This window comes from Raineya sp. (genome assembly GCF_053497555.1).
Map to the genome: position 1 here is coordinate 1 of NZ_JBRCWE010000020.1, position 22,776 is coordinate 22,776.

At 38.9% G+C, this 22,776-nt stretch carries 22 protein-coding genes and 1 riboswitch; of the genes, 14 read left to right on the top strand and 8 right to left on the bottom strand.

Annotated elements, in window-relative coordinates; genetic code table 11:
• Positions 1-1,140, bottom strand: a 1,140-nt coding sequence (locus tag ACWITO_RS02075) for a zinc metalloprotease (RefSeq protein WP_448528350.1), incomplete at its 3' end; no start/stop codon positions are given.
• Between the two features lie 212 nt (positions 1,141-1,352).
• Between ACWITO_RS02075 and ACWITO_RS02080 the strand changes: the two genes are divergently transcribed.
• From ACWITO_RS02080 to prfA, 11 genes are all read left to right on the top strand, one after another.
• Positions 1,353-2,513 carry an anhydro-N-acetylmuramic acid kinase gene (locus tag ACWITO_RS02080; RefSeq protein ID WP_448528351.1) on the top strand — a complete coding sequence of 387 codons (1,161 nt, stop codon included), beginning with the start codon at positions 1,353-1,355 and terminating at the stop codon, positions 2,511-2,513.
• Between the two features lie 62 nt (positions 2,514-2,575).
• Complete coding sequence (locus tag ACWITO_RS02085; protein WP_448528352.1) at positions 2,576-2,866, top strand: HesB/IscA family protein; 291 nt, start codon at positions 2,576-2,578, stop codon at positions 2,864-2,866.
• Positions 2,867-2,877: 11 nt separating this feature from the next.
• Entirely contained in the window at positions 2,878-3,957 is a 1,080-nt protein-coding gene (locus ACWITO_RS02090) for an agmatinase family protein (protein ID WP_448528353.1), read from the top strand.
• A 50-nt stretch (positions 3,958-4,007) separates the two neighbouring features.
• Positions 4,008-4,122, top strand: a riboswitch (SAM riboswitch).
• Between the two features lie 82 nt (positions 4,123-4,204).
• Positions 4,205-4,408 (top strand): type II toxin-antitoxin system HicB family antitoxin, encoded by a 204-nt coding sequence (locus tag ACWITO_RS02095; RefSeq protein WP_101357321.1) that lies wholly within the window; start codon positions 4,205-4,207, stop codon positions 4,406-4,408.
• Complete coding sequence (locus ACWITO_RS02100; protein ID WP_101357320.1) at positions 4,405-4,644, top strand: type II toxin-antitoxin system HicA family toxin; 240 nt, start codon at positions 4,405-4,407, stop codon at positions 4,642-4,644. The genes ACWITO_RS02095 and ACWITO_RS02100 overlap by 4 nt, the downstream gene beginning before the upstream one ends.
• Before the next feature lie 15 nt (positions 4,645-4,659).
• Positions 4,660-8,460, top strand: a complete 3,801-nt coding sequence (metH, locus tag ACWITO_RS02105) for a methionine synthase (protein ID WP_448528354.1) — start codon at positions 4,660-4,662, stop codon at positions 8,458-8,460.
• Positions 8,461-8,529: 69 nt separating this feature from the next.
• Entirely contained in the window at positions 8,530-9,687 is a 1,158-nt protein-coding gene (locus ACWITO_RS02110) for an SPOR domain-containing protein (protein ID WP_448528355.1), read from the top strand.
• A gap of 1 nt (position 9,688) precedes the next feature.
• Positions 9,689-10,021, top strand: coding sequence for a DMT family protein (locus ACWITO_RS02115; protein WP_448528356.1), 333 nt, complete (start codon positions 9,689-9,691; stop codon positions 10,019-10,021).
• A 119-nt stretch (positions 10,022-10,140) separates the two neighbouring features.
• Entirely contained in the window at positions 10,141-11,049 is a 909-nt protein-coding gene (locus ACWITO_RS02120) for a phosphate/phosphite/phosphonate ABC transporter substrate-binding protein (protein ID WP_448528357.1), read from the top strand.
• A 71-nt stretch (positions 11,050-11,120) separates the two neighbouring features.
• The gene (gene rpmB / locus ACWITO_RS02125; RefSeq protein WP_448528358.1) at positions 11,121-11,360 is read left to right on the top strand and encodes a 50S ribosomal protein L28; all 240 of its coding nucleotides are present in this window, start codon (positions 11,121-11,123) and stop codon (positions 11,358-11,360) included.
• Between the two features lie 158 nt (positions 11,361-11,518).
• Positions 11,519-12,589 (top strand): peptide chain release factor 1, encoded by a 1,071-nt coding sequence (gene prfA, locus ACWITO_RS02130; RefSeq protein WP_448528359.1) that lies wholly within the window; start codon positions 11,519-11,521, stop codon positions 12,587-12,589.
• 7 nt (positions 12,590-12,596) lie between these two features.
• Here the strand turns inward: prfA and hisD are convergent, their stop codons facing one another.
• Positions 12,597-13,871 carry a histidinol dehydrogenase gene (gene hisD / locus ACWITO_RS02135; protein ID WP_448528360.1) on the bottom strand — a complete coding sequence of 425 codons (1,275 nt, stop codon included), beginning with the start codon at positions 13,869-13,871 and terminating at the stop codon, positions 12,597-12,599.
• A 120-nt stretch (positions 13,872-13,991) separates the two neighbouring features.
• Between hisD and panB the strand changes: the two genes are divergently transcribed.
• Positions 13,992-14,810, top strand: a complete 819-nt coding sequence (panB, locus tag ACWITO_RS02140; protein WP_448528361.1) for a 3-methyl-2-oxobutanoate hydroxymethyltransferase — start codon at positions 13,992-13,994, stop codon at positions 14,808-14,810.
• Positions 14,811-14,878: 68 nt separating this feature from the next.
• Here panB and ACWITO_RS02145 read toward each other — a convergent pair whose 3' ends face one another.
• From ACWITO_RS02145 to ACWITO_RS02170, 6 genes are all read right to left on the bottom strand, one after another.
• Complete coding sequence (locus ACWITO_RS02145) at positions 14,879-16,585, bottom strand: AMP-binding protein (protein WP_448528362.1); 1,707 nt, start codon at positions 16,583-16,585, stop codon at positions 14,879-14,881.
• Between the two features lie 19 nt (positions 16,586-16,604).
• Positions 16,605-16,874, bottom strand: a complete 270-nt coding sequence (locus ACWITO_RS02150) for a hypothetical protein (RefSeq protein ID WP_448528363.1) — start codon at positions 16,872-16,874, stop codon at positions 16,605-16,607.
• A gap of 31 nt (positions 16,875-16,905) precedes the next feature.
• Entirely contained in the window at positions 16,906-17,043 is a 138-nt protein-coding gene (locus ACWITO_RS02155) for a hypothetical protein (RefSeq protein ID WP_448528364.1), read from the bottom strand.
• Positions 17,040-17,378: a hypothetical protein gene (locus ACWITO_RS02160; protein WP_448528365.1), complete on the bottom strand. Its 339-nt coding sequence runs from the start codon at positions 17,376-17,378 to the stop codon at positions 17,040-17,042. Before ACWITO_RS02160 ends, ACWITO_RS02155 begins: the two co-directional genes overlap by 4 nt.
• Before the next feature lie 5 nt (positions 17,379-17,383).
• Positions 17,384-18,406: a hypothetical protein gene (locus ACWITO_RS02165; protein ID WP_448528366.1), complete on the bottom strand. Its 1,023-nt coding sequence runs from the start codon at positions 18,404-18,406 to the stop codon at positions 17,384-17,386.
• 128 nt (positions 18,407-18,534) lie between these two features.
• Complete coding sequence (locus tag ACWITO_RS02170) at positions 18,535-20,778, bottom strand: ATP-dependent helicase (RefSeq protein ID WP_448528367.1); 2,244 nt, start codon at positions 20,776-20,778, stop codon at positions 18,535-18,537.
• A gap of 142 nt (positions 20,779-20,920) precedes the next feature.
• Between ACWITO_RS02170 and ACWITO_RS02175 the strand changes: the two genes are divergently transcribed.
• Both ACWITO_RS02175 and ACWITO_RS02180 read left to right on the top strand, forming a co-directional pair.
• The gene (locus tag ACWITO_RS02175; protein ID WP_448528368.1) at positions 20,921-21,781 is read left to right on the top strand and encodes a peptidylprolyl isomerase; all 861 of its coding nucleotides are present in this window, start codon (positions 20,921-20,923) and stop codon (positions 21,779-21,781) included.
• 119 nt (positions 21,782-21,900) lie between these two features.
• Complete coding sequence (locus tag ACWITO_RS02180; RefSeq protein WP_448528369.1) at positions 21,901-22,671, top strand: NRDE family protein; 771 nt, start codon at positions 21,901-21,903, stop codon at positions 22,669-22,671.
• Positions 22,672-22,776: the final 105 nt, after the last annotated feature.

The following is a 22,776-nucleotide window of genomic DNA, read 5'->3' on the forward strand; positions in this document are numbered from 1 at the left end:
GTTTTCCATTACGGTACGCATACGCGTAGCTTGGTCATAAGTGAAAATATTCATACAGAGGTCATCTGTATAATCCATATAGTTTTCCTTCATATCAGGGAAATCAGGCACATCAGTACAAGAATTTACATTCGGACAGCCAAAATTTGCCGCACCAGCCGTAGGCGTATCGGCACAGAAGTCATCTACCGCACAGCCACCATCTCCCCAAATATGCCTAAGCCCTAATCCGTGCCCTATTTCGTGTGTAGCAGTACGTCCATCACCATAAGATCCTCCCAAACCTCTTCCAAAATATTGATAACCCATTACAAGACCATCAGTGTTGGCATTTTGGGCATTGCAACCTGTTGGAATACCACTAATAGGTGATTCAGGAAATTGAGCGTAGCCAAGAGTTCCTGCATCTGCTCCACCAAACTGCAAAGTCCACATATTCATATATTCATCAGGATTCCAGATGGTATTAGGCTTAATGGTGCTATTGATATAAGCCATAGTAAAGCCGGGATTCCAATTAGCCGCATTGTTTGGCAACGTATTTCTATTGATACGATTGATACCACTCGTAGCACCACCTGTTGGGTTTCGCTTGGCAAGTACAAATTCTATGCGAGTATCAGCCCCCGCAGGATGGGTATTGTAGCCCGGCGTACCAAACATTTTTCTAAAATCCTCATTGAGTACATTGATTTGGTCTTGTACTTGAGCATCACTGATATTACTTCCTGTACCTATTGCCTCCCCATTGTGTATTACGTGTACTACCACAGGAATATAATATACTCCCCCAATAGTACGAGCAGAAGCGTTACCACTTGCTATATCACGTCTCCTTTGGGCAATTGCTTTGGCTATCCAAGCCTCAAAATCTCTGTCAAAATTAGGATTGTTTTTGCGAAGTTGTTCGTTGTACTCTACACTATAACAGCGAATTTTTCCTGTACGCTGTAGAGCTTCTTGATTAAAATCTTTGAGGTAAATTCCGTTATTACTTCTTTGATGAGCATTTTTTTGTGATAAATTTTTACTTTTGTTTTCAAAATGGAGTCCCTCTTGAATAGTTTGTGCTTGCAATTGCACCCAAAAGCCCCCAAATAAGACAAGGGCTAACCTGAAAAAATAGAGTAGTTTTGTCATACGTTGTTTTAATTTTTGTAAAGAATAGTTTTGCCACAAATTTCACAATTTATTCTCATTCGCATAACAAAGGTAACCGCAAATGTAAGTTTTCACCAAAGAAAATTTTGCGATACTTGCTTATTTTGAAATTTTAGCCTATTAAATTTCAAAAAAACACTGATTAACCCGTAAGTTTTAAGCGAATTTTACAGAAAAATGTTACAACACCAATGATTGAAAAACTTTACCAAATCGCTCAAAAAAAAGAACGTAAGATAATTGGCTTAATGTCAGGCACTTCGCTTGATGGGCTGGATATTGCCTTATGCAAATTCAGCGGCTCAGGTTTGCAAACCAAAGTAGATTTGCTCGCATTTGATACTATCCCCTATTCCGAGCAAATACGCTCCGAAATCAAAAAAGTATTTGCTAAAAAAAATACTGATTTAGAACAGGTTACACTATTACATAACTATTTAGGCAAATATTTTGCAGATTTGGTGCTTCAATTTTTAGCCAAAAACCAATACACTGGACAAGAAATTGACCTGATTGCCTCTCACGGACAAACTATTTTTCACGCACCCAAGCATTTACACCAAAATCTATTATTTGGTAATGCCACGCTTCAAATTGCTGATGCTGACCAAATTGCTTACCGCACAGGGATTGTTACCTTAAGTGATTTTCGGCAAAAACACATCGCCGCTGGCGGCGAAGGGGCTCCGCTTGCTATTTATGGAGATTTTTTGCTATTCAAAAAAGAAGGTGAAAACCGCATCTTACTCAATATTGGTGGCATTTCTAATTTTACTTATATTCCTGCTTCTTGCAATCCGCAAGAGGTTTGGGCAACCGATACAGGTACAGGAAACACCCTTTTAGACTTTTTTACCCAAAAATTTTTTCAAAAACCCTATGATGAAAATGGTAAAATTGCTCAATCGGGTACTTGCAACAATTTCCTGCTTCAAAAACTTTTAGCAAACCCATTTTTTCAGCTTCCTTTTCCCAAAAGTACAGGACAAGAAACCTTTAATTTTACTTGGGTAGAAAGAATTTTGCAAGAATATCATCTGCCAATCAGTCCGCAAGATTTACTCTGCACACTCACACATTTTACTGCAAAAGGCATTTTGAAGGGCTTGCAAAACATTCAAGAGCAAAATTTGACAATCTATGTGAGCGGGGGTGGTGCAAAAAATCAGTTTCTCATAAGCCTGTTGCAAGAATATTATGCTGTTTTGCCTTTTGAAAATTTAGGAATATCTGCTGATGCCAAAGAAGCTGTTTTATTTGCTCTGCTTGCCAATGAAACTATCACAGGTAGTAAAATTGCCATAGGGCAAAATCCTTGTGTTTGTATGGGGAAAATTTCACTTCCCTACTGATTTGGCAGAGTTGTCCAAAAATATTATATTGCAAGCGAAAATTTGCTATTTACACTCAAATAATGTCTTTACCGCTGAATATTACACCGCTTGCTTTGCAAGAAATCAGAAATATCAAAGCTAATAAGGGGATACCTTCTGAATATGCTTTACGCATAGGCATACGTGGAGCAGGTTGTGGAGCTTCGTTTCTCATTGGCTTTGATAAACCCAAACCCACTGACGAAATTTACGAAACCGAAGACTTGCAAATCCTTATTGATAAAAGGCATCTGATGTATATTATTGGTATTCAAGTAGATTTTGAAGAAACTACCGAAGGCAGAGGCTTCACTTTTACAAAAACAACTTAAACAAAAAAGCAATGACTAAACAAGAACTTATTTCGCAAATCAACCCTAATGATGTGGGCATTTTCGGAAAATTATTCGGATTGCCTTTTGATGAAAATACTGCTGATTTAGTAATTATTCCTGTGCCTTGGGAAGTAACCGTTTCGTATGGTGCAGGCACAGCCTATGCTCCCGAAGAGATTTTGTACGCCTCCGCCCAAGTAGATTTATATGACGCTGATATTGAAAATGCTTGGCATTTGGGCGTAGCAATGCTCCCTTTTCCGCACAAATGGCTAGAGCTCAGCGAAACTTTGCGAGAAGAAGCCGAAACCTACATTGATTGGCTAGAAGAAGGTATGCCCGAAGATGCAGACCAAGAAGTTACTTATTTGCACGAAATTCCCGAAGTGATTAACAAAGAGAGTGCAAAACTCAATCAGTGGGTAAAAGAAACTGCTACCTATTGGCTCAATCAGGGGAAAATTGTAGCCCTACTCGGCGGCGACCACAGCACCCCTCTTGGTCTGTTGCAGGCTCTTGCCGAAAAGTACAATAATTTTGGTATTTTACAAGTTGATGCCCACGCCGACCTCCGAAAAGCCTACGAAGGATTTGAGTTTTCTCACGCCTCCGTAATGTATAATGCCCTAAAAATTCCACAAATCTCAAAGCTCGTACAAATCGGTATTCGCGATTATTGCGAAGCAGAAATGCAAATTATCCAAGAAAATCCACAAAGGATAAAAACTTTTTTTGACCAAAACCTAAAAGAAGCTCTCTACACAGGCAAAAATTGGGCAAACCTTTGTGATGAAATCATCAAAGAACTCCCCGATAATGTGTATATCAGTTTTGATATTGACGGACTTGACCCCAAACTTTGCCCCAACACGGGTACTCCTGTGGCAGGTGGCTTTGAGTTTAATGAAATCACGTTTTTGCTTAAAAAATTAGTCAATGCAGGCAAAAAAATTATTGGTTTTGATTTGGTAGAAGTTGCCTGTGGCGATGTAGAAAATAGCGAATGGGACGCCAACGTAGGAGCAAGAATGCTTTTCAAACTTTGCAACTGGACGGGCGTTTCGCAAGGAAAACTCAAAAAAAGATAAAATTTCAACAATAGTTTTGTTAATATAGCAAAATATTCCTACCTTTGCACCACTTATCCAGAAAGCCGGAGACACGGGGTCTATGAAGGCTTGGCAACCCTTCCTTATTTTTGGAAACGGTGCCAACTCCCGCCCAAAGCAATCTGCTTATGGGAAAGATAAGTGTAAGCCATTCTTACTTGCCTACACTTCGCTTGTCTGCCTGTCTTTTTGGAATTTTTTACAAATTCAAAATTAAAATTTTCAAATGGAGGAAATTTTTATCGTCAGCGAGTCTCTTGAAGGTGGTTATGAAGCCAAATCACTTCAAAATAGCATTTTTACTCAAGCTGAGACACTGGAAGAATTAAGAGAAAACATTAAAGATGCAGTAAAATGCCATTTTGCAGAGGGCAATACACCTAAAATAATTCGTCTACACTTTGTAAAAGAGGAGGTATTTGTGGTATGAAATTACCAAGAGATTTATCAGGTTTAGAGCTTGCCCAAAAATTAAAAAAATTTGGATATGAAATTACAAGGCAAACAGGCAGTCATATCAGACTTACAACCCAGGAAAAGGGAGAACATCACATTACTATACCTGCTCATAACCCGTTGAAGGTTGGCACATTATCCGCTATTCTTTTGGAAGTTGCTCAACACTTCAATATCAGCAAAAATGAAGTTATTGAAGAAATTTCTTAAAATCTTTTTTATCAAATGACCAGCCCAAACATTTACGATATCCTCAAAGAGCGTATCCTTGTGCTTGATGGTGCAATGGGTACAATGATTCAGCAATACAAACTCACCGAAGCCGATTATCGTGGAGAACGTTTCAAAGATTTTCCTCACGACCTCAAAGGCAATAACGACCTGCTTTCCATTACCCAGCCGCATATTATTCAAGAAATTCATCGCAAATATTTAGAAGCAGGAGCCGACATCATTGAAACCAACACCTTCAATGGTACGCGTATTTCTATGGCAGACTACCATATGGAGGATTTGGTCTATGAACTCAATTTCCAGTCTGCAAAAATAGCCAAAGAAGTTTGTGAGGAATTTACTCGCCAAAACCCTGCAAAGCCTCGTTTTGTAGCAGGCTCTATTGGTCCTACCAATAAAACTGCCTCTCTTTCGCCCGATGTCAATAACCCAGGTTACAGAGCCATTACTTTTGATGAACTCGTAGAAGCCTACACCGAACAAATTAGAGGGCTGATAGACGGCGGAGCAGATATTTTACTCATTGAAACCATTTTTGATACACTCAACGCCAAAGCCGCTCTTTTTGCCATTGAAACATATTTTGAAAAAACAGGTAAGCGATTGCCTATAATGGTTTCTGGCACAATTACCGATGCTTCGGGGCGAACACTATCAGGACAAACCGCAGAGGCTTTCTTGATTTCTGTTTCCCACTTACCTTTGCTTTCAGTAGGTTTCAATTGTGCTTTGGGAGCAGATTTGTTGCGTCCATATTCAGAAGAAATAGCCAAAAAAGCTCCTTTTTATACTTCTGCTCACCCCAACGCAGGTTTGCCCAATGCCTTTGGCGAATACGACCAAAGCCCTGAAGAAATGGCTAAAATTGTAGAGGATTTCTTGAAAGATGGACTGGTAAATATCATTGGAGGTTGTTGCGGCACTACCCCTGCTCATATCAAACTTATTGCAGAACTGGCTCAAAAATACAAGCCTCGTCCTTTACCCCCTGATGACGAAATTTCTAAATATTCAGGTTTAGAGCCTCTGAAAGCTACCAAAGAAATTCGCTTCATCAACGTTGGGGAACGTACTAATGTAACAGGCTCAAGAGCTTTTGCTCGGCTTATCAAAGAAGAAAAATATGAAGAGGCTCTGGCAGTGGCTCGTTCGCAAGTAGAAGGCGGTGCTCAGATGATTGATGTCAATATGGACGAGGGAATGTTAGATTCTGAAAAAGCTATGGTTACCTTCCTGAATCTGATTGCCTCTGAACCCGATATTGCCCGTTTGCCCATTATGATTGATAGCTCTAAATGGAGTGTTATTGAAGCAGGACTCAAATGCGTGCAAGGGAAGGCTGTGGTAAATTCTATTTCACTCAAAGAAGGCGAAGAGGATTTTATTAAAAAGGCAACACTTATCAAAAAATATGGAGCGGCAGTAATTGTAATGGCATTCGACGAGCAAGGACAAGCCGATACTTACGAAAGACGCATACAAATCTGTGAAAGAGCCTATAAAATTCTTACTGAAAAAGTTGGTTTCCCTCCCGAAGACATCATTTTTGACCCCAATATTCTCACCGTTGCCACTGGTATTGAAGAACATAACAACTACGCCGTAGATTTTGTACGTGCTACCGAATGGATTAAGAAAAACCTTCCACACGCCAAAGTTTCAGGTGGAGTAAGTAATATCTCATTTAGTTTCAGGGGTAATGATGTTGTCCGCGAAGCAATGCACTCGGCGTTTTTGTACCGAGCTATTCAGGCAGGTATGGATATGGGCATTGTAAATGCAGGACAACTCGCCGTATATGAAGAAATTCCCAAAGACTTATTAGAACTTGTTGAAGACGTATTATGGAACAGAAGACCTGATGCCACAGAACGCTTGGTAGCTTTTGCGGAGCAAATCAAAAATAAAAGCGGGAAAACGCAAGAAGTGGATTTAGCTTGGCGAAATGAACCCGTAGAAAAACGCTTGGCTCACGCCCTTATCAAAGGCATTGCCGATTTTATTGAAACTGATGTAGAAGAGGCTCGGCAAAAATATGCTCAACCTTTGCAAATCATTGAAGGTCCGCTTATGGACGGAATGAATATCGTAGGCGACCTGTTTGGGGAAGGTAAAATGTTTTTGCCACAAGTAGTAAAATCGGCAAGAGTAATGAAAAAAGCTGTGGCTTATCTTTTGCCTTATATGGAGGCTGAAAAAAAAGGCAACTCTAATGCAGGCAAAATATTACTTGCCACCGTAAAAGGCGATGTTCACGATATTGGGAAAAATATTGTGGGCGTAGTGCTTGCTTGCAATGGCTTTGAAATCATTGATTTAGGTGTTATGGTGCCTACCCAAAAAATTTTAGAAGAGGCTAAAAAGCACCAAGTTGATATTATTGGTCTTTCAGGACTAATTACGCCCAGCCTTGATGAAATGGTAGGCGTTGCCAAAGAAATGGAACGTGAGGGTTTCAAAATACCTTTGCTCATTGGTGGAGCTACCACTTCAAAAGCTCACACGGCTGTAAAAATTGCTCCTAATTATTCAGAACCCGTGATACACGTACTTGATGCAAGCCGTAGTGTGCCTGTAGCAACCAAACTGCTCTCTAAACAAAAAGGTGAAAAAGAAAATTTTGTTGAAGGAATCAAACAAGAGTATGAAAAAATCCGCAATGATTTTCTCAATCGTAAGCAAGAAAAAAATTACATCTCTCTGCAAGAAGCACGTCAAAATAAGTTCAAAATAGATTGGACAAAAACACAAATTCATAAGCCAAAATTTTTGGGCAACAAGTATTTTATCAATTACGATTTAGCTGAAATTGCCAAATACATAGATTGGACACCCTTTTTCCAAACTTGGGAACTTGCAGGCAAATTTCCTCAAATACTTGATGACGAGATAGTGGGGACAGAAGCCAAAAAACTATATGCCGATGCTCAAAAAATGCTTGCCGAAATCATTCAAAACAAATCTCTACAAGCAAATGCAGTGATTGGGTTTTATCCTTGCAATACTATCAATGATGATGATATTTTGCTTTATGATTTTGAAGAAACGGAAATTGTCATACCTTGTACCAAACACAACGGACACACTCATAAAAAGTATGAGGTAAAAAAACAACCTCTTTTGCTAAAAAAAGTTTTACAACCTATTGCAAGCGAAGAGTTTTCAGAAAAAGAAAATGAAATAGCAATTATTCACACACTCCGTCAGCAAAACCAAAAATCCGAAGGTTTGCCTAACTTCGCCCTTGCCGATTTCATTGCTCCACAAGAAACAGAGCAAATAGATTATATAGGCTTTTTTGCTGTTACGGCGGGTATTGGTTTAGAAAAATTGGTAGAAAAATACGAAAAAGACCACGACGACTACAATAGCATTATGGCAAAGGCTCTTGCCGATAGGCTTGCCGAAGCCTTTGCTGAGCTTATGCACGAGCGTGTGCGTAAGGAATTTTGGGGATACTCGCCCAATGAAAATTTTACGAATGAAGAGTTGATAAAAGAAAAATATGTGGGTATTCGCCCTGCTCCGGGCTATCCTGCCTGCCCCGACCACACCGAAAAAGCCACTATTTTTGAACTCTTGCAAGCTACTGAAAAAATTGGCTTGCAACTGACTGAAAGTTTTGCGATGTACCCTGCGGCGGCAGTCTGTGGAATGTATTTTGCCCATCCCGAAAGTCGTTATTTTGGTTTGGGTAAAATTGCCAAAGACCAAGTGAGTGAATACGCCCAACGCAAACAAATAAGCATAGAAGAAGCTGAAAAATGGTTAAGCCCCGTGTTGAACTATTAAAAAATTTCTATTTTTCTTGTTAATTTGACAAACTATCTGTAAAATAGCGGTTCAATAAACCTTTGCTTTATGAATATTGGTGCTTATTTACGTGAAGTATTGCAAGAAAATGAAGAGGTAATTGTGCAAGATTTAGGCACTTTTCAGACTTCTTATGCCAGTGCAGAAATTCACCCTGTTACGCATTTATTTTCGCCTCCCAATAAAAATATCAATTTCCACACCAAAACCAAAGCCTCCAATTTGATTTTGGAGCATTATATTTCCCAAAAGGAAAGTGTTCCCATAGAGGAAGCCAAAGAACAAGTACGTAATTTCGTAAGTAATCTAAAAATGAATTTGGGGATAGAAAAGCGTATCGCATTAGAGAGTTTAGGGGAATTGGTTTTGCAGGTAAATGACGAAATAGAATTCAAACAAAACAAGCAAACCAATATTCTAAATGATAGCTTTGGCTTGCCTGAAATTTATGCCAAATTAGTGGATAATAAAGACTCTGCCTCTAAATCGCAACCTTCCCCTCAAAGCTCTACCCGAAAAATTCAGGCTCCCCCCAAAGAAGAAGGGAAAAAGGCTTGGGGTACAATTGCCGCTATTGGCTCGCTAGCTTTAGTAGTAGTGGCTGTGATTTACGTAGTAGCCATAGATAGTAGCTTGAACCCTTTCAATAAACTTTTAAGCAAAAAGAAAGAACAACCTAAAAAAGAAGAAGTCAAAAAAGACGAAAATACGCTCGCAGATAATCAAAACACCGAAAATAATACGCAAGAACTACCCAAAGAGCAAAATACTACCTCTGAAAATAATACTTCGCAAGAAAGCACCACAACAAATACTACCACCAACGAAAATACTACGGAAAATAAAACCCTTGCCGATAATAACACCCAAACTTCCGTAAAGCAACAAGAAACAGAAACTAAAACAACCACCGAAACCAAACAGAATCAGGAAAGCAAACCGCAAGGCGATGGTATGCTCGTAGAGGCACGAAACAATCAGTTTTATATTGTAATTGCAGGTTTTGGAAATCAGGCAAATGCCTATAAAAAAGCCCGCGAAACCAAGAAAATGGGCTTGGATAACGTAAAAATTATACCTCCTTTTGATGCCAAAAATCTGTATCGTGTGGCAGTAGGTGGCTACAATTCACGCCCCGAAGCAGATAGTAAATTGGAAGAAATTAAAAATGTTTTGGGTGTTGATGCTTGGATATTAAAATACTAAAATGCTACGCACCGTTATTCTCCTTTTGCTTTCCAATATTTTTATGACTTTCGCTTGGTATGGGCATCTAAAATTCAAAGAAACTGCCCTATGGAAAGTCATCTTGGTCAGTTGGGGTATTGCCTTTTTGGAGTATTGCTTACAAGTACCCGCCAATCGTTACGGACATCAATACTTTTCTGCGGCACAACTTAAAATTTTACAAGAAGTTATTACGCTTGTAGTATTCGCAGGCTTTTCTATTTTTTACCTGAAAGAAACTATTCGCTGGAATTATATTGTAGCATTTTTCTTTATCATTCTGGCTGTATTTTTTATGTTTAAGAAATGGTAAATTACATTTTCTTTTCTCTACTTACACCTCTGTTATTATACTTCATAAAAACATAATTTTGCTTGGGCAGTTTTTATGTTATTATTTTGTATTTTTGTAGAAGCAAAACTAAAACCTGTATGAAAAAAATTGCAACTTTTTTAGCCTTTATGATTTGGAACTGGGCAATGGCTCAAAATATCCCCAAAGAATTGGTAGTAGCGATTGGACATACTAAAATGGACAAGCAAGGCGTGCAAGTGGATAAGCCTTTACAAGAATATTTGCAAAAAAAATTGCAAATGCCTGTGAAGGTAATTTATCCTAAAAACATCTTTGAAATGCTTGAAAAGGTAGATAGTGGCAAAATCCACGTCATTGATGTCAATCCTTTTGGGTATGTAATGGCTTCTTTGAATGGAAAAGTTGATGTTATTGCTATTCGGGGCGATAAAAACAAAAATTTGGAAACCTATAATAGCTGTTTGCTGGTAAATGCTAAATCTCAAGTAAAAACTCTCGCCGACCTCAAAAAAATGGGTAGTAAATTGGAAATGGCTTTTGTAAATGCCGCCTCTACCTCAGGGCATCTGGTACCACGCTTATACCTTAATTCTCAAAAAATAGATGCCGAAGTAGTTTTCAAAGATGTGAGCTTCAAAGGCACACACGCCAATGTAGCAGAGTATATTCACAAAACTCCCAACGCCGTAGGAGCTTGTGCATACAGCTTTTTGCAAGACCAAATCAATGCAGGAAAATACAAAAAAGAAGATTTTCGTATTCTTTGGATTTCTCCTGAAATTCCTCACGGACCTGTGGCTATTTTGAAAGAGTTAGATGCAAGTTTCCGCCAGAAAGTACAGAATGCTTTTTTGGCTATTCCCCAAGATGCCCCTGAATTGTGGCAAATGATTGTAGCCAATTGGAACGCCAAAGTTGAAAATGTTTCCTACATCAAAGGCGATGATAAAGCCTTTGATAATCTTCGCAAAATTACCAACGAAGCCGATGACCTCATTCTCATTTTGAATTTTTATAGAGATTAAAAATTTGCGATTTTTTTTTGGATAAAATAAAAATTACTTTTACCTTTGCGTTCCTAAAAATTGAAAAGGTTATGTCAAGAGTTTGCCAACTTACAGGAAAACGCCCCCGAGTAGGAAATAATGTTTCTCACGCCAACAATAAAACCAAAAGAAGATTTGATATCAATCTTCAAACTAAAAAGTTTTATTCTCCTGAACTCGGTGAATGGATTACTTTGAAAGTTTCTGCCAAAGCCTTGCGTACTATCAACAAAAAAGGTATTGACGCAGTTATCAAAGAATCGGCGAAAAAAGGTACTTTGCACGCTTAGCGAATACTACCTTTCACAAGAGAGCAAATCTATGTAGGTTTGCTCTTTTGTGTTTTTTATACCAAGATTTAAGAAACTTACAAGATTTTCCGCATAGGTTTGAAAAGGTTAATTTTTAGGTTTGAAAAAGGTTTGATTACTCAAAAAATTGCAAGAAAATGCTTGACAAATTAGAAGCCATCAAAAATCGCTTTGAAGAAGTGAGCCACCAAATCACCCTGCCCGAAACTATGGCAGATATGAAAACTTTTGCAAAGCTCAATAAAGAATACAAAGATTTGCAAAAAATTGTTGATAAATACAATGAATATAAACTTGTTTTGGGAAACATTGAAAATGCCAAGCAAGTCATTGCCAACGAAAAAGACGAGGATTTTCGTGAAATGGCAAAAATGGAGTTAGACGAACTTTTACCCAAAAAAGAACAAATTGAAGAAGAAATCAAAGTTTTGCTCATTCCCAAAGACCCTAACGACAGCAAAAACGTAATTTTAGAAATTAGAGCAGGAACAGGCGGCGACGAGGCTTCGCTTTTTGCAGGCGATTTGCTGGAAATGTATCAACGTTTTGCCCAAAGTCAGGGCTGGACTTTTGAGATTTTAGACTACACCGAAGGCACCGTAGGCGGCTATAAAGAAATCATTGTAAGTATCAAAGGCGAAGATGTCTATGGAAAAATGAAGTACGAATCGGGAGTGCATAGAGTACAACGTGTGCCTGCTACCGAAACACAAGGACGTGTGCATACCTCTGCCGCTACTGTAATGGTACTTCCCGAAGCCGAAGAAGTTGATATTGAAATCAATCCTGCTGATATTGAAATGCAGACCTCACGTTCGGGTGGTGCAGGCGGACAGAACGTAAATAAAGTTGAAACCAAAGTACAACTCACACACAAACCCACAGGAATTGTGGTAGTATGTCAGGTAGAGCGTTCCCAGCACGCCAATCGTGAGCGAGCAATGCAGATGCTACGTACAAAACTTTATGAAATAGAGTTTGAAAAACAAAATCAAGAGCTTATCCAACAACGCAAGTCGCAAGTACGCTCAGGCGACCGCTCCGAGAAAATTCGTACTTACAACTACCCCCAAAGTCGTGTAACTGATCATCGTATCGGTATGACCGTCTATAATCTTGACGCCGTAATGGCAGGCGATATCGGGCAATTTATTGAAGCATTACGCCTTGCTGAAAATGCAGAAAAATTGAGCGAAGGCGTAAATTAAAAGTTTGCTATTGGTTTAGGCGTATCGTTACAGCTCTTTTATGAGCTTCTAATTGTTCATTTTCAGCCATAATACTAATGGTTTCACCAATATTTTGCAAACCTTTTTTAGAGATTTTTTGAAAAGTAATTTTTCTAACGAAGCTATCTACCGAAACACCGCTATATGCACGAGCAAAACCATTGGTAGGCAAGGTGTGATTTGTGCCCGAAGCATAATCTCCTGCACTTTCGGGGGTGTAATTGCCCAAAAATACCGAACCTGCATTGATGATTTTTTCAGCTACTTTTTCTGCATTTTTCAGAGCCAAAATCAAGTGTTCGGGGGCATATAAGTTCACTAAATCCAAAGCATCGTTGGGTTTTTCCAGCACAATAATTTTACTTTGAGCAAGAGCCTTTTCGGCAATTTCGTTGCGAGGCAGGCTTATGAGCTGTTTTTGCACCTCTTGTCTTACTTTTTCAGCCATTTTGAGCGAATGAGTAACCAAAATTACTTGGCTATCGGTGCCGTGCTCGGCTTGGGAAAGCAAATCTGCGGCAACAAAGGCAGGGCGAGCTGTTTCATCTGCCCAAACCATCACCTCCGAAGGTCCTGCGGGCATATCAATCGCTACACAATCTCGGGCTACTTGCTGTTTGGCAACGGTTACAAACTGATTGCCAGGTCCGAATATTTTATAGACTTTTGGCACACTTTCCGTACCGAAAGCCATAGCTCCAATAGCTTGCACGCCCCCAATTTTGAAAATTTTATGAACTCCCACTTTCCAAGCCGCAAACAAAATAGCAGGGTGAATTTCGCCATTTTTAGCAGGGGTACATAAGATTACTTCTTTACAAGCCGCAATTTGAGCAGGTACTCCCAGCATTAGTACCGTAGAAAAGAGTGGAGCTGTTCCTCCGGGAATGTACAAACCAACTTTTTCTATACCTACGCTTTTTCGCCAACAAGTAACCCCTTCCATTGTTTGTACTTTCTTGGGTTTTTCAAGCTGTTTTTCGTGAAATTTGTAGATATTGCTGTATGCCTGCTCTATGGCTTTCCGCAGTTTTTTATCAATACTTTTGATAGCTTTCTCAATTTCCGAATCGCTTACTTGCAAATCTCCTCCATAGTTATCAAATTTCTGATTAAACTTGCGAACTGCCTTATCGCCATTTTCACGGATTTCGTCTAAAATACTTTCTACTTTACTTACAATATCGCTATAACGTGCCGTAGGGCGTTGCAAAAGGCTTTCCCATTGCTTACGAACAGGATTTTGAATAATCGTTAGCATAGCTGATAGGTTTGAATAGAGTGCAAAAATACGGATTTTGTAAAAAAACTCTTGAAAAACGTTTTTTTCTGCAAAAAATTTTTCAATTTTGAAAAATCCACTCCAAATTTTTTCTGCGTTATGTCGGTTCATTCAGAAATCAAAAAGGTAACTACACACAAGCTCTTGGAAATGAAGCATAAAGGGGAAAAAATCTCTATGCTTACTGCTTACGACTACTCACTGGCAAAAATTGTAGATGCCGCAGGTATTGATATTATTTTGGTAGGCGATAGTGCTTCTAATGTTATGGCAGGCAACGAAACCACCCTACCTATCACCCTTGACCAAATGATTTATCACGCTTCCAGCGTAGTAAGGGCTGTAAAAAGAGCTTTGGTCGTTGTAGATTTGCCTTTTGGCTCGTATCAGGGCAATTCCAAAGAAGCACTGCAATCTACCATTCGCATAATGAAAGAAACAGGCGGACACGCTATCAAAATGGAAGGTGGTGCCGAAATCGCCGAATCCATTACACGCATACTTTGTGCGGGTGTGCCTGTAATGGGACATTTAGGGCTTACGCCTCAATCTATTTATAAATTTGGCACTTACAATGTCAGAGCCAAAGAAGAAGCCGAAGCTAAAAAGCTATTGGAAGATGCTATGCTTTTGGATAAGTTAGGGTGCTTTGCTTTGGTTTTGGAGAAAATTCCTGCGATGCTTGCCAAACAAGTCGCCGAGAGTGTCAGTATTCCTGTGATAGGCATTGGAGCAGGACCTTATGTAGATGGGCAAGTGCTTGTACTTCACGATATGCTGGGCATCAATAAAGATTTTAGTCCTCGTTTTCTTCGCCGTTATGCCGATTTGAACACTATCATTCACAAGGCAGTAGAGCAGTACATTGAAGACGTGAAAAACAAAGATTTTCCCAACGAAAAAGAGTCTTATTTTTAAGAAACAGAAACCTTCACTCCTATTAGAGAATGAAGGTTTCTGATTTTTTTGTTAAAACAGCCCTTATGTTATGAACCTGTACCCGTCTTGCCTTGTGCTTCTAATTGGGCTTTGAGTTCATCTTTCAACACTTTACGCAAAATCTTGCCTACATTGGATTTAGGCAACTCTTTGCGAAACTCAATATCACGAGGCTGTTTATAGCCTGTTAGGTTTTCTTCGCAATATTTACGCAATTCTTGCTCTGTAAGGCTTTCGTCTTTTTTTACTACATAAATTTTAACTCTTTCTGTAGCTTTGGCATCAGGCACACCGATAGCGGCAACTTCCAAGACTTTGGGGTGTCCTGCAACCACATCTTCCACTTCATTCGGATAGACATTGAAGCCCGAAACCAAAATCATATCTTTCTTTCTATCTACAATTTTGAAAAATCCATCAGGTTGCATTACGCCAATATCCCCAGTTTTGAACCAACCATCTTCTGTAAAAACTTTGGCAGTTTCATCAGGGCGATTCCAGTAGCCCAACATCACATTAGGTCCTTTGGCACAAATTTCACCTGCCTCGCCCAAAGGCACTTCTCTGCCGTCTTCGTCTATGAGTTTCAAATCAACATTAGGCAAAGGGATACCAATTGTTCCAATTTGTTCGGTGCCATCAATGGGGTTACAGGTAAGTACAGGCGAGGTCTCGCTCAATCCGTAACCTTCGGCTACGGCAATGCCTGTGAGTTGTTTCCACTTTTCAGCAACAGGTTTTTGCATAGCCATACCGCCTGCTACAATAGTTTTTACACCACTCCAATTGATTTTTTTGAAATCGGGGTGGTTCATCATACCGATAAAGAGCGTGTTGAGCCCTGTCATCACGGTAAAGCGATTTTTGATAAGTTCGCCCAAAAAGCCTTGCATATCACGAGGATTGGCAATGAGAATATTTTTTGCTCCAATGGCTATCATTGAAAAGCAGTTCACCGTAAGAGCAAAAACGTGATACAAAGGCAAAGGAGTAACAATAATTTCTTGTCGGTCTACTAATTTGGGTGCCATCCACGCCTTGATTTGCATCATATTGGCAATAATATTGCGATGCGTGAGCATTGCCCCTTTGGAAACTCCCGTAGTGCCACCTGTGTACTGCAAAAAGGCTATATCTTGGGAAGTAATTTCAGGACGTTTGTAAGGGTTTTTCGCCCCCAAAGCCAGTGCTTTATTGAAAGGAATAGCATTGGGAATATTGAAAGGAGGCACCATTTTTTTCTTGTGCTTCACTACGTAATTAACGATTTTGCCTTTCAAAAAACCCAACATATCCCCTACTTCCGTAACTATGACGTGCTTGATATTCGTATGAGGCAGTGCCTTTTCCAAATTGCTTGCAAAATTGGCAAGTATGATAGTTGCTTTTACATCAGCATCTTTGTATTGATGTTCCATTTCACGCACCGTATATTGCGGATTGACATTCACCGCTGTACAACCAGCCCTCAAAATACCAAATAAAGCAACAGGATACTGCAAAATATTAGGCATTTGCAAGCCAACTTTGTCGCCTTTCTGCAAACCCAAACTCTGCAAGAAAGCCGCAAAATCACGCGATTTTTTATCAACTTCTTTATAGGTAAGTACCTTATCCATAAACTGATAGGCGGGCAAATCCGCAAACTTCTGGAAATGCTCTTCCAAAAAAGCCATAAGTGAAGGATAAGCATCAGGATTGATTTCCTTAGGTACTCTTGAAGGGTAGCTTTTGAACCATACTTTTTCTTCCATAAAGTTTATTGTTTTGAGGTTAATAAGCAAAATTTCCGTTTGGGACAATCTCTATTCTTCTTTTTGAACAAATATCTGCAAAATCTTTGGCATTAAAGGTAATGAAAAAATTGATTTTGAAAGAAATATCAGCGAGCATTTCTCTCAGTACAATATCTACCAAACTCAAATTACATTTTCTATCTATTGAGTTATCATCAAGTAATTTTTCCAAAGCAATATCCCGATAAGGAACATCATCTACACGCTCAAAATTCGCCTTCTTGATTTCCCTTTGAAACCCCAACATAGATTTTTTTACAAATTTTGTTTTCAGTGTTTCATACAGACAAGGGCCAAGGGAACAAAATTTTCGTATTGTTCAGATATTCTGCCAACTCTTTGGCTTGCAAGTGATACTGGTCTGTGCTATCGTAAAAGGCAAACCAGAAACCCGAATCTATCAAAGCAACCTTCATTGACTATCAAAGATTTCACTTTCAGCGTTGTCGGTAAAAAAACCTTCCCAAGGAGCATTTTTACGCCTACCAATAATAAACTTTCCTTTGGGTTTGCCCGTTTCGTCATCAGACCATATCAAATAAACCCTATCATTTTTTTGAAAATTTATACGTTTTTTCAAGGAATCTGCTATTTCCTTATCAGGTTGGGCAGGATTAAAACAATTTTTGAAAAAAACAGCAAGGCTATCGCCACATTCTTTGGCATTATGCTCATCAAGCCATTCATAAAGAGCTTCATAATCTCCTTTCAGACCCAAATCATAAGAAAGCCAGAAAATCTTAGGTATCATAGAATTTACAAATTTCTCATCAATAGTTCGGCTACAATGATGTATCGGTGCGGTTTGGGAATATCCGTTAGGTGCATCACTGCCTCCGAAAACTTGTTTGTTCCTTTTAGTTCCGTAATTTCCACCTCATTTTTAGAGATTTTGACTTTATTTTCTTTCCGCTTTATTTCGTAAGGATTTCTATTTTCCTCGTTGTTGGAAATTTTGATTTTATCACCCGCGAGTTTTACTTTCCAAAGTAAAGTTTGCCCATCGGGGGTACGAACTTTGAAGCCATCGGCATCTTTAGCTTTTACTTCGGCTAAGCCAACTCCCTGTGCATCAGTGTATTTATTTTTTTCAGCTGATTTTACTTTCCCTTTCATCAAAACACCACTATACTGAATCAGAATTTCTGAACCTGATAGCTGAAAAGTAGCACTTTCCCCACTTGCATTAGTATAAGTAACAATGTTTCCTGTATTGGGGTTAATTTGCTGTGGCGTTTGTTCTGTTTTGAGTGGTGTATAGCTTGAATTTTGGGACGAAGGTTTGAGTATCCAATAACCTAAACCCGCTATGATAGCAAAAAAGGCTACTACTCCCAAAATTTTCCCCAATTGCAGTTCTTTTTGAGGCTTGTAACGCACAGAACGCAAGAGTTCCATTGCCTTTTGGTCGTTGGGATTTTTGAGAATTGCCATTGAGGCAAACTCTTCACTTTTCTTTTTGTAAGAAGGAATATTGGTTTGAATATACTTCATTCCATAAGCTTGGGCAAGCAGACTAAGCGTTTCAGCATCATCGGGGTCAAGGTTGTAGGCACTTTCAAGAAGCAAAATCGCATCTTCACTTTGCTGGTGATTGAGCAAGCCTCTCGCCGAATCAAGCATTTTTCTTCTTTCCTGCTCTACGGCATAGAAATCTTCTTCACTCATTCCCAACTCTTTGGCAATTTCTTTCAAGTCTGATTTCTGATTTTCACGCTCTCGGCGTTCTTTGAGCCTCATCATTTCCCTGATATAGGCATCTACTCTTTCATTATCCATACAAAATTCAAAAATTCAGAAGTTCAAAGGGGTTAGAGTAGCGAAAAGTAAAAAAATTTTCTTACACTCCAAGTCAAATGTAAGAAAACTTTATGCTTGTAGGCATTAAAAAACTGAATTACAGATTTTTATCCGTGAACTTTCAATTTGGCAAAGCTCAGTAGTAAAGTTTTTTCCCCGACATCATCAAATTGTATGCGAGCTTTGCGGTCTTTGTCTTCACCCTGTATTTCTAAAACCAATCCAAAACCGAATTTCAAATGCTCTACACGCATACCTGGGGCAAGGTAAGTAGTATCACTGGGCTTGAAGTCGGGCGAAGGCTTGTAAGTAGGTTTTTTGGTTTGAGCCGTAGTAGCCTGCAAAGAGTTCAAAAAGTTTTTCACTGCCACTCTATCACTTGCCGAAGCCGAAGGCAGAATTGTTTTTTTCTGTTTGATACAACGGGGGTCAATTTCATCAAGGAAACGGCTGGGTTCGCAGTCTTTAATTCTACCAAAACGATAGCGAGAAGTCGCATACGTAAGAGTTAGCTTTTCTTCTGCTCTGGTGATAGCCACATAAAAAAGCCTTCTTTCCTCCTCCAATTCCGCCCTACTGCCAATCATCATTTGCGAAGGGAACAGGTCTTCCTCCATTCCCACCACAAAAACGTGCTTAAATTCCAGACCTTTTGCCGAATGGATAGTCATTAGCGTTATGGCATCTTTACTATCTTCTTCGTTTTCAGGCTCATCTGCGTTGGTTAGTAAAGAAATTTCCTGCAAAAATGCCCCCAAACCTTTATCCGTATTTTCAGGGTTATCAACAAATTCTTTGATACCATTCAAAAGTTCTTGTACGTTTTCGTAGCGGGCAAGCCCTTCTATGGATTTATCTTCATATAATTCTTTGAGCAAGCCTGAATTTTTAGCTATTTCCATTGCGGCATCGTAGGCGTTTTTTTGCTCAATAGCTATTTTGAAACTCTTGATAAGTGTAGCAAAAGTATCCAGAGCCATTGCAACCCTTCCGCCGATGTATTTGAAAGCATTGCACAGCACGTCCCAAATAGAAATCTTATGCTCATCGGCAATTACCACGATTCGGGCAATTGTGGCATCGCCTACGCCTCTTTTGGGTAAATTGATAATTCGGCGAAAAGCCCCCTCATCATTTTGGTTCAAAGCAAAACGGAAATAAGCAATCAAATCTTTAATTTCTTTGCGTTGGTAGAAAGAAAGACCGCCTACCACTTTGTAGCGAAGGTTAAGTTTGCGAAGAGCCTCCTCAAAGCTACGTGATTGGGCATTGGTACGATAAAGAATGGCAAAATCGCTGTTTTTGCGTTTCTTTTGCATTTTTTCCTCAAAAATACTTTGAGCTACTATACGAGCTTCTTCGGCATCGGAAGAGGCTTTGAGAAGTTCTATGGCTTCGCCTTCGGCGTTGGAAGTCCATACATTTTTTTTGAGTTGGGCTTGATTTTTAGCAATAACGGAATTGGCGGCTTGCACAATGGTTTTGGTAGAGCGATAATTCTGCTCCAAGCGTACGGTTTTTAGGTTGGGGTAATCTCTTTCAAAATTCAAAATATTTTGAATATCTGCACCACGAAAAGCGTAAATGCTTTGGGCATCATCGCCTACTACGGCAATATTCTGATGAACTGCCGCCAATTTGCGTGTAATAAGATATTGCGAAACGTTGGTATCCTGAAACTCATCTACCATTACATAGCGAAACTTGTGCTGATATTTATTCAGTACGTCCAGATGGTCGCGAAAAAGTACATTCGTATTGAACAGCAAATCGTCAAAATCCATTGCATTGGCTTTGAAAAGCCTTTCTTGATAAATTTGGTAAATTTTACCGATTTCAGGTCTTTGGTAGCTTTCATCATCGGCTCGGTAAATAGGGTTATTATTGTACTCTCGATAAGAAACAAGTCTGTTTTTAGCTCCCGAAATACGTGAAAATACCGTAGCAGGCTTGTAGAGTTTATCATCAAGATTGAGTTCCTTGACAATGTTTTTGATAAGATTTTTAGAATCTTCGGTATCGTAAATGCTAAAATCGCGTGTATAGCCCAATCTATGTCCATCTATGCGTAAAATTTTGGCAAAAACCGAATGGAAAGTACCCATCCAAATATTTTTGGCTTCGTGTCCTACGACTTTTTCAATGCGTTCTCGCATTTCATTGGCGGCTTTGTTGGTAAAAGTAAGTGCCAAAATTTGGTAAGGATCTACTCCGTGATAAATCAAATGGGCAATTCGGTAAGTAAGCACTCTTGTTTTTCCCGAGCCTGCTCCTGCAATAATCATCAGAGGACCTTCGGTATGAATAACTGCCTGACGTTGAGGTTCGTTTAATCCTTCAAGGTATTCCATTTTCGCTAAATTTTTTCTGCAATTTACACAGATTTACTATTTCTTGCAAAAGAAGTTTGCCACCAAGCCTTTGCACAAAAAACAAATATAACTAATTTTGAAACCAGTTGTTAGTAATCGCTAAACATAAAACACTCCGAAAATGAAATATTGGCTAAATATTTGTTGGCTTAATGTGTTTATTTTTTTACTATTTGCCTGCGGCGAAAAAAAAGATACTCCCAAAGGGAAAAAACTTGCCCAAGTAGGCAATCAGGAGCTATTTTTTATAGAAGTAAAATCTGCAATGCCCGATAAAATGAACTCCCAAGATAGCACTGAATTTGTAGAAAGATATATTGATAACTGGGTTCGCAGGCAATTACTTTATCAAAAAGCCGAAAAAGAAGTAAAAATAGACGAACAAGAATTACAAAAACGCTTAGAGGAGTACCGCTTTGCACTGCTCACACACGAATTTGAAAAACAATATGTAGCTAAAAAGTTTTCGGATACTATTACAGAGCAAGAAATCAAAGACTTTTATGAAAAAAATAAACAAGAGTTTGAACTTCGGCAAAATATCGTGAAGGCAATTTTTATCAAAACAGCTAAAAATGAAAAGGATAATGAGAAAATCAAAAAGCTAATGCTTTCTGAAAAAAACGAAGACCGCAACGAACTTGTGCAATTTTGTAATGAAAAAGCCATTTCTTACTATCTGCAAGATACGCTTTGGGTAGATTTTGATGAACTCATCAAACTCACCCCTTTTGAAAGCATACCCAACAAAGTCAATTTTTTGAAAAATAACAAAATTTCACAAATGCAAGATGGCGAGTTTTCCTATCTTTTGGCTATTAGAGACTATAAAATTTCAGAACAAATTTCACCACTGGAATTTGTACGCGACCGCATCAGAAGTATGATTCTCAACCAAAGAAAAACTTTGCTTATCAAGCAATTGGAAGATGAACTTTACAAAGAGGCTCAAAAGAATAAATCATTCCAAATTTTCAAGTAGAAACCTCATTTGGATTTTTGGATTTTTTTTTACAAATTACAACAAGATTAAAGTGCCTTGGCACCCGCTTGATTTTCATAGATTTAGTAGGAAAATTTCTCAAAAAACAATTTTGTGCTATGTGTCTGCTGATTTTTGCCCTGAACTATCACCCCGACTACAAGTTAGTTTTGCTTGCCAATCGTGATGAGTTTTATGCTCGTCCTACGGCAAAAGCTCACGAGTGGGATTGTGCAGGCAAAGTGATTGCAGGCAAAGATTTGCAAGCAGGAGGCACTTGGCTGGGCATTGATAAAAAAGGACGATTTTCAGCTATTACCAACTACCGCGACCCTAAAAATATCAAAACCGAAGCCCCCAGCCGTGGCGAACTCGTACAAAACTACTTGCTTTCGCAAACCGACCCGCTGAAATATATGTTTCAAGTGCAATTCAAGGCTCAAAATTTTAATGGCTTCAATCTGCTGGTAGGCAACCGAGAAGATATTTTTTACTATTCCAACTATGCCAAAAGTATTCAGAAAATTGGCGATGGCATACACGGCTTGAGTAACCATTTGCTCAATACCTATTGGTATAAAGTGGGTTTGGGGAAAGAAAAATTAGAAAATTACCTCAACCAAAATGAAAGACTCAATATTGATGATTTGCTTGGAATTTTGGAAGATGAAAGTTTGCCCGCCGAAGAGCATTTTATACAGCAAACAGGTTTGCCCTTGGAACAAGAAAAAATGCTCGCCCCAATGTTTATCCGCAGCGAACATTACGGAACTTGCTCTTCTACCTTGCTTCTTTGGGATATTAATGACAAAATTACTTTCGTAGAAAAAAGCTACCTTTATGGAAAGCCCGATAGTATTCAAAAGTTTTCATTTGTAGTAGAGGTTTGAAAGCAAATTATAATTGTTTTAGCCTTACTTTTACTATTGAAACAAGAAGTAAGAAACAGGATTTAGAACACTGAATATTTAGACGGAGTAAAACTTTTACCTCAA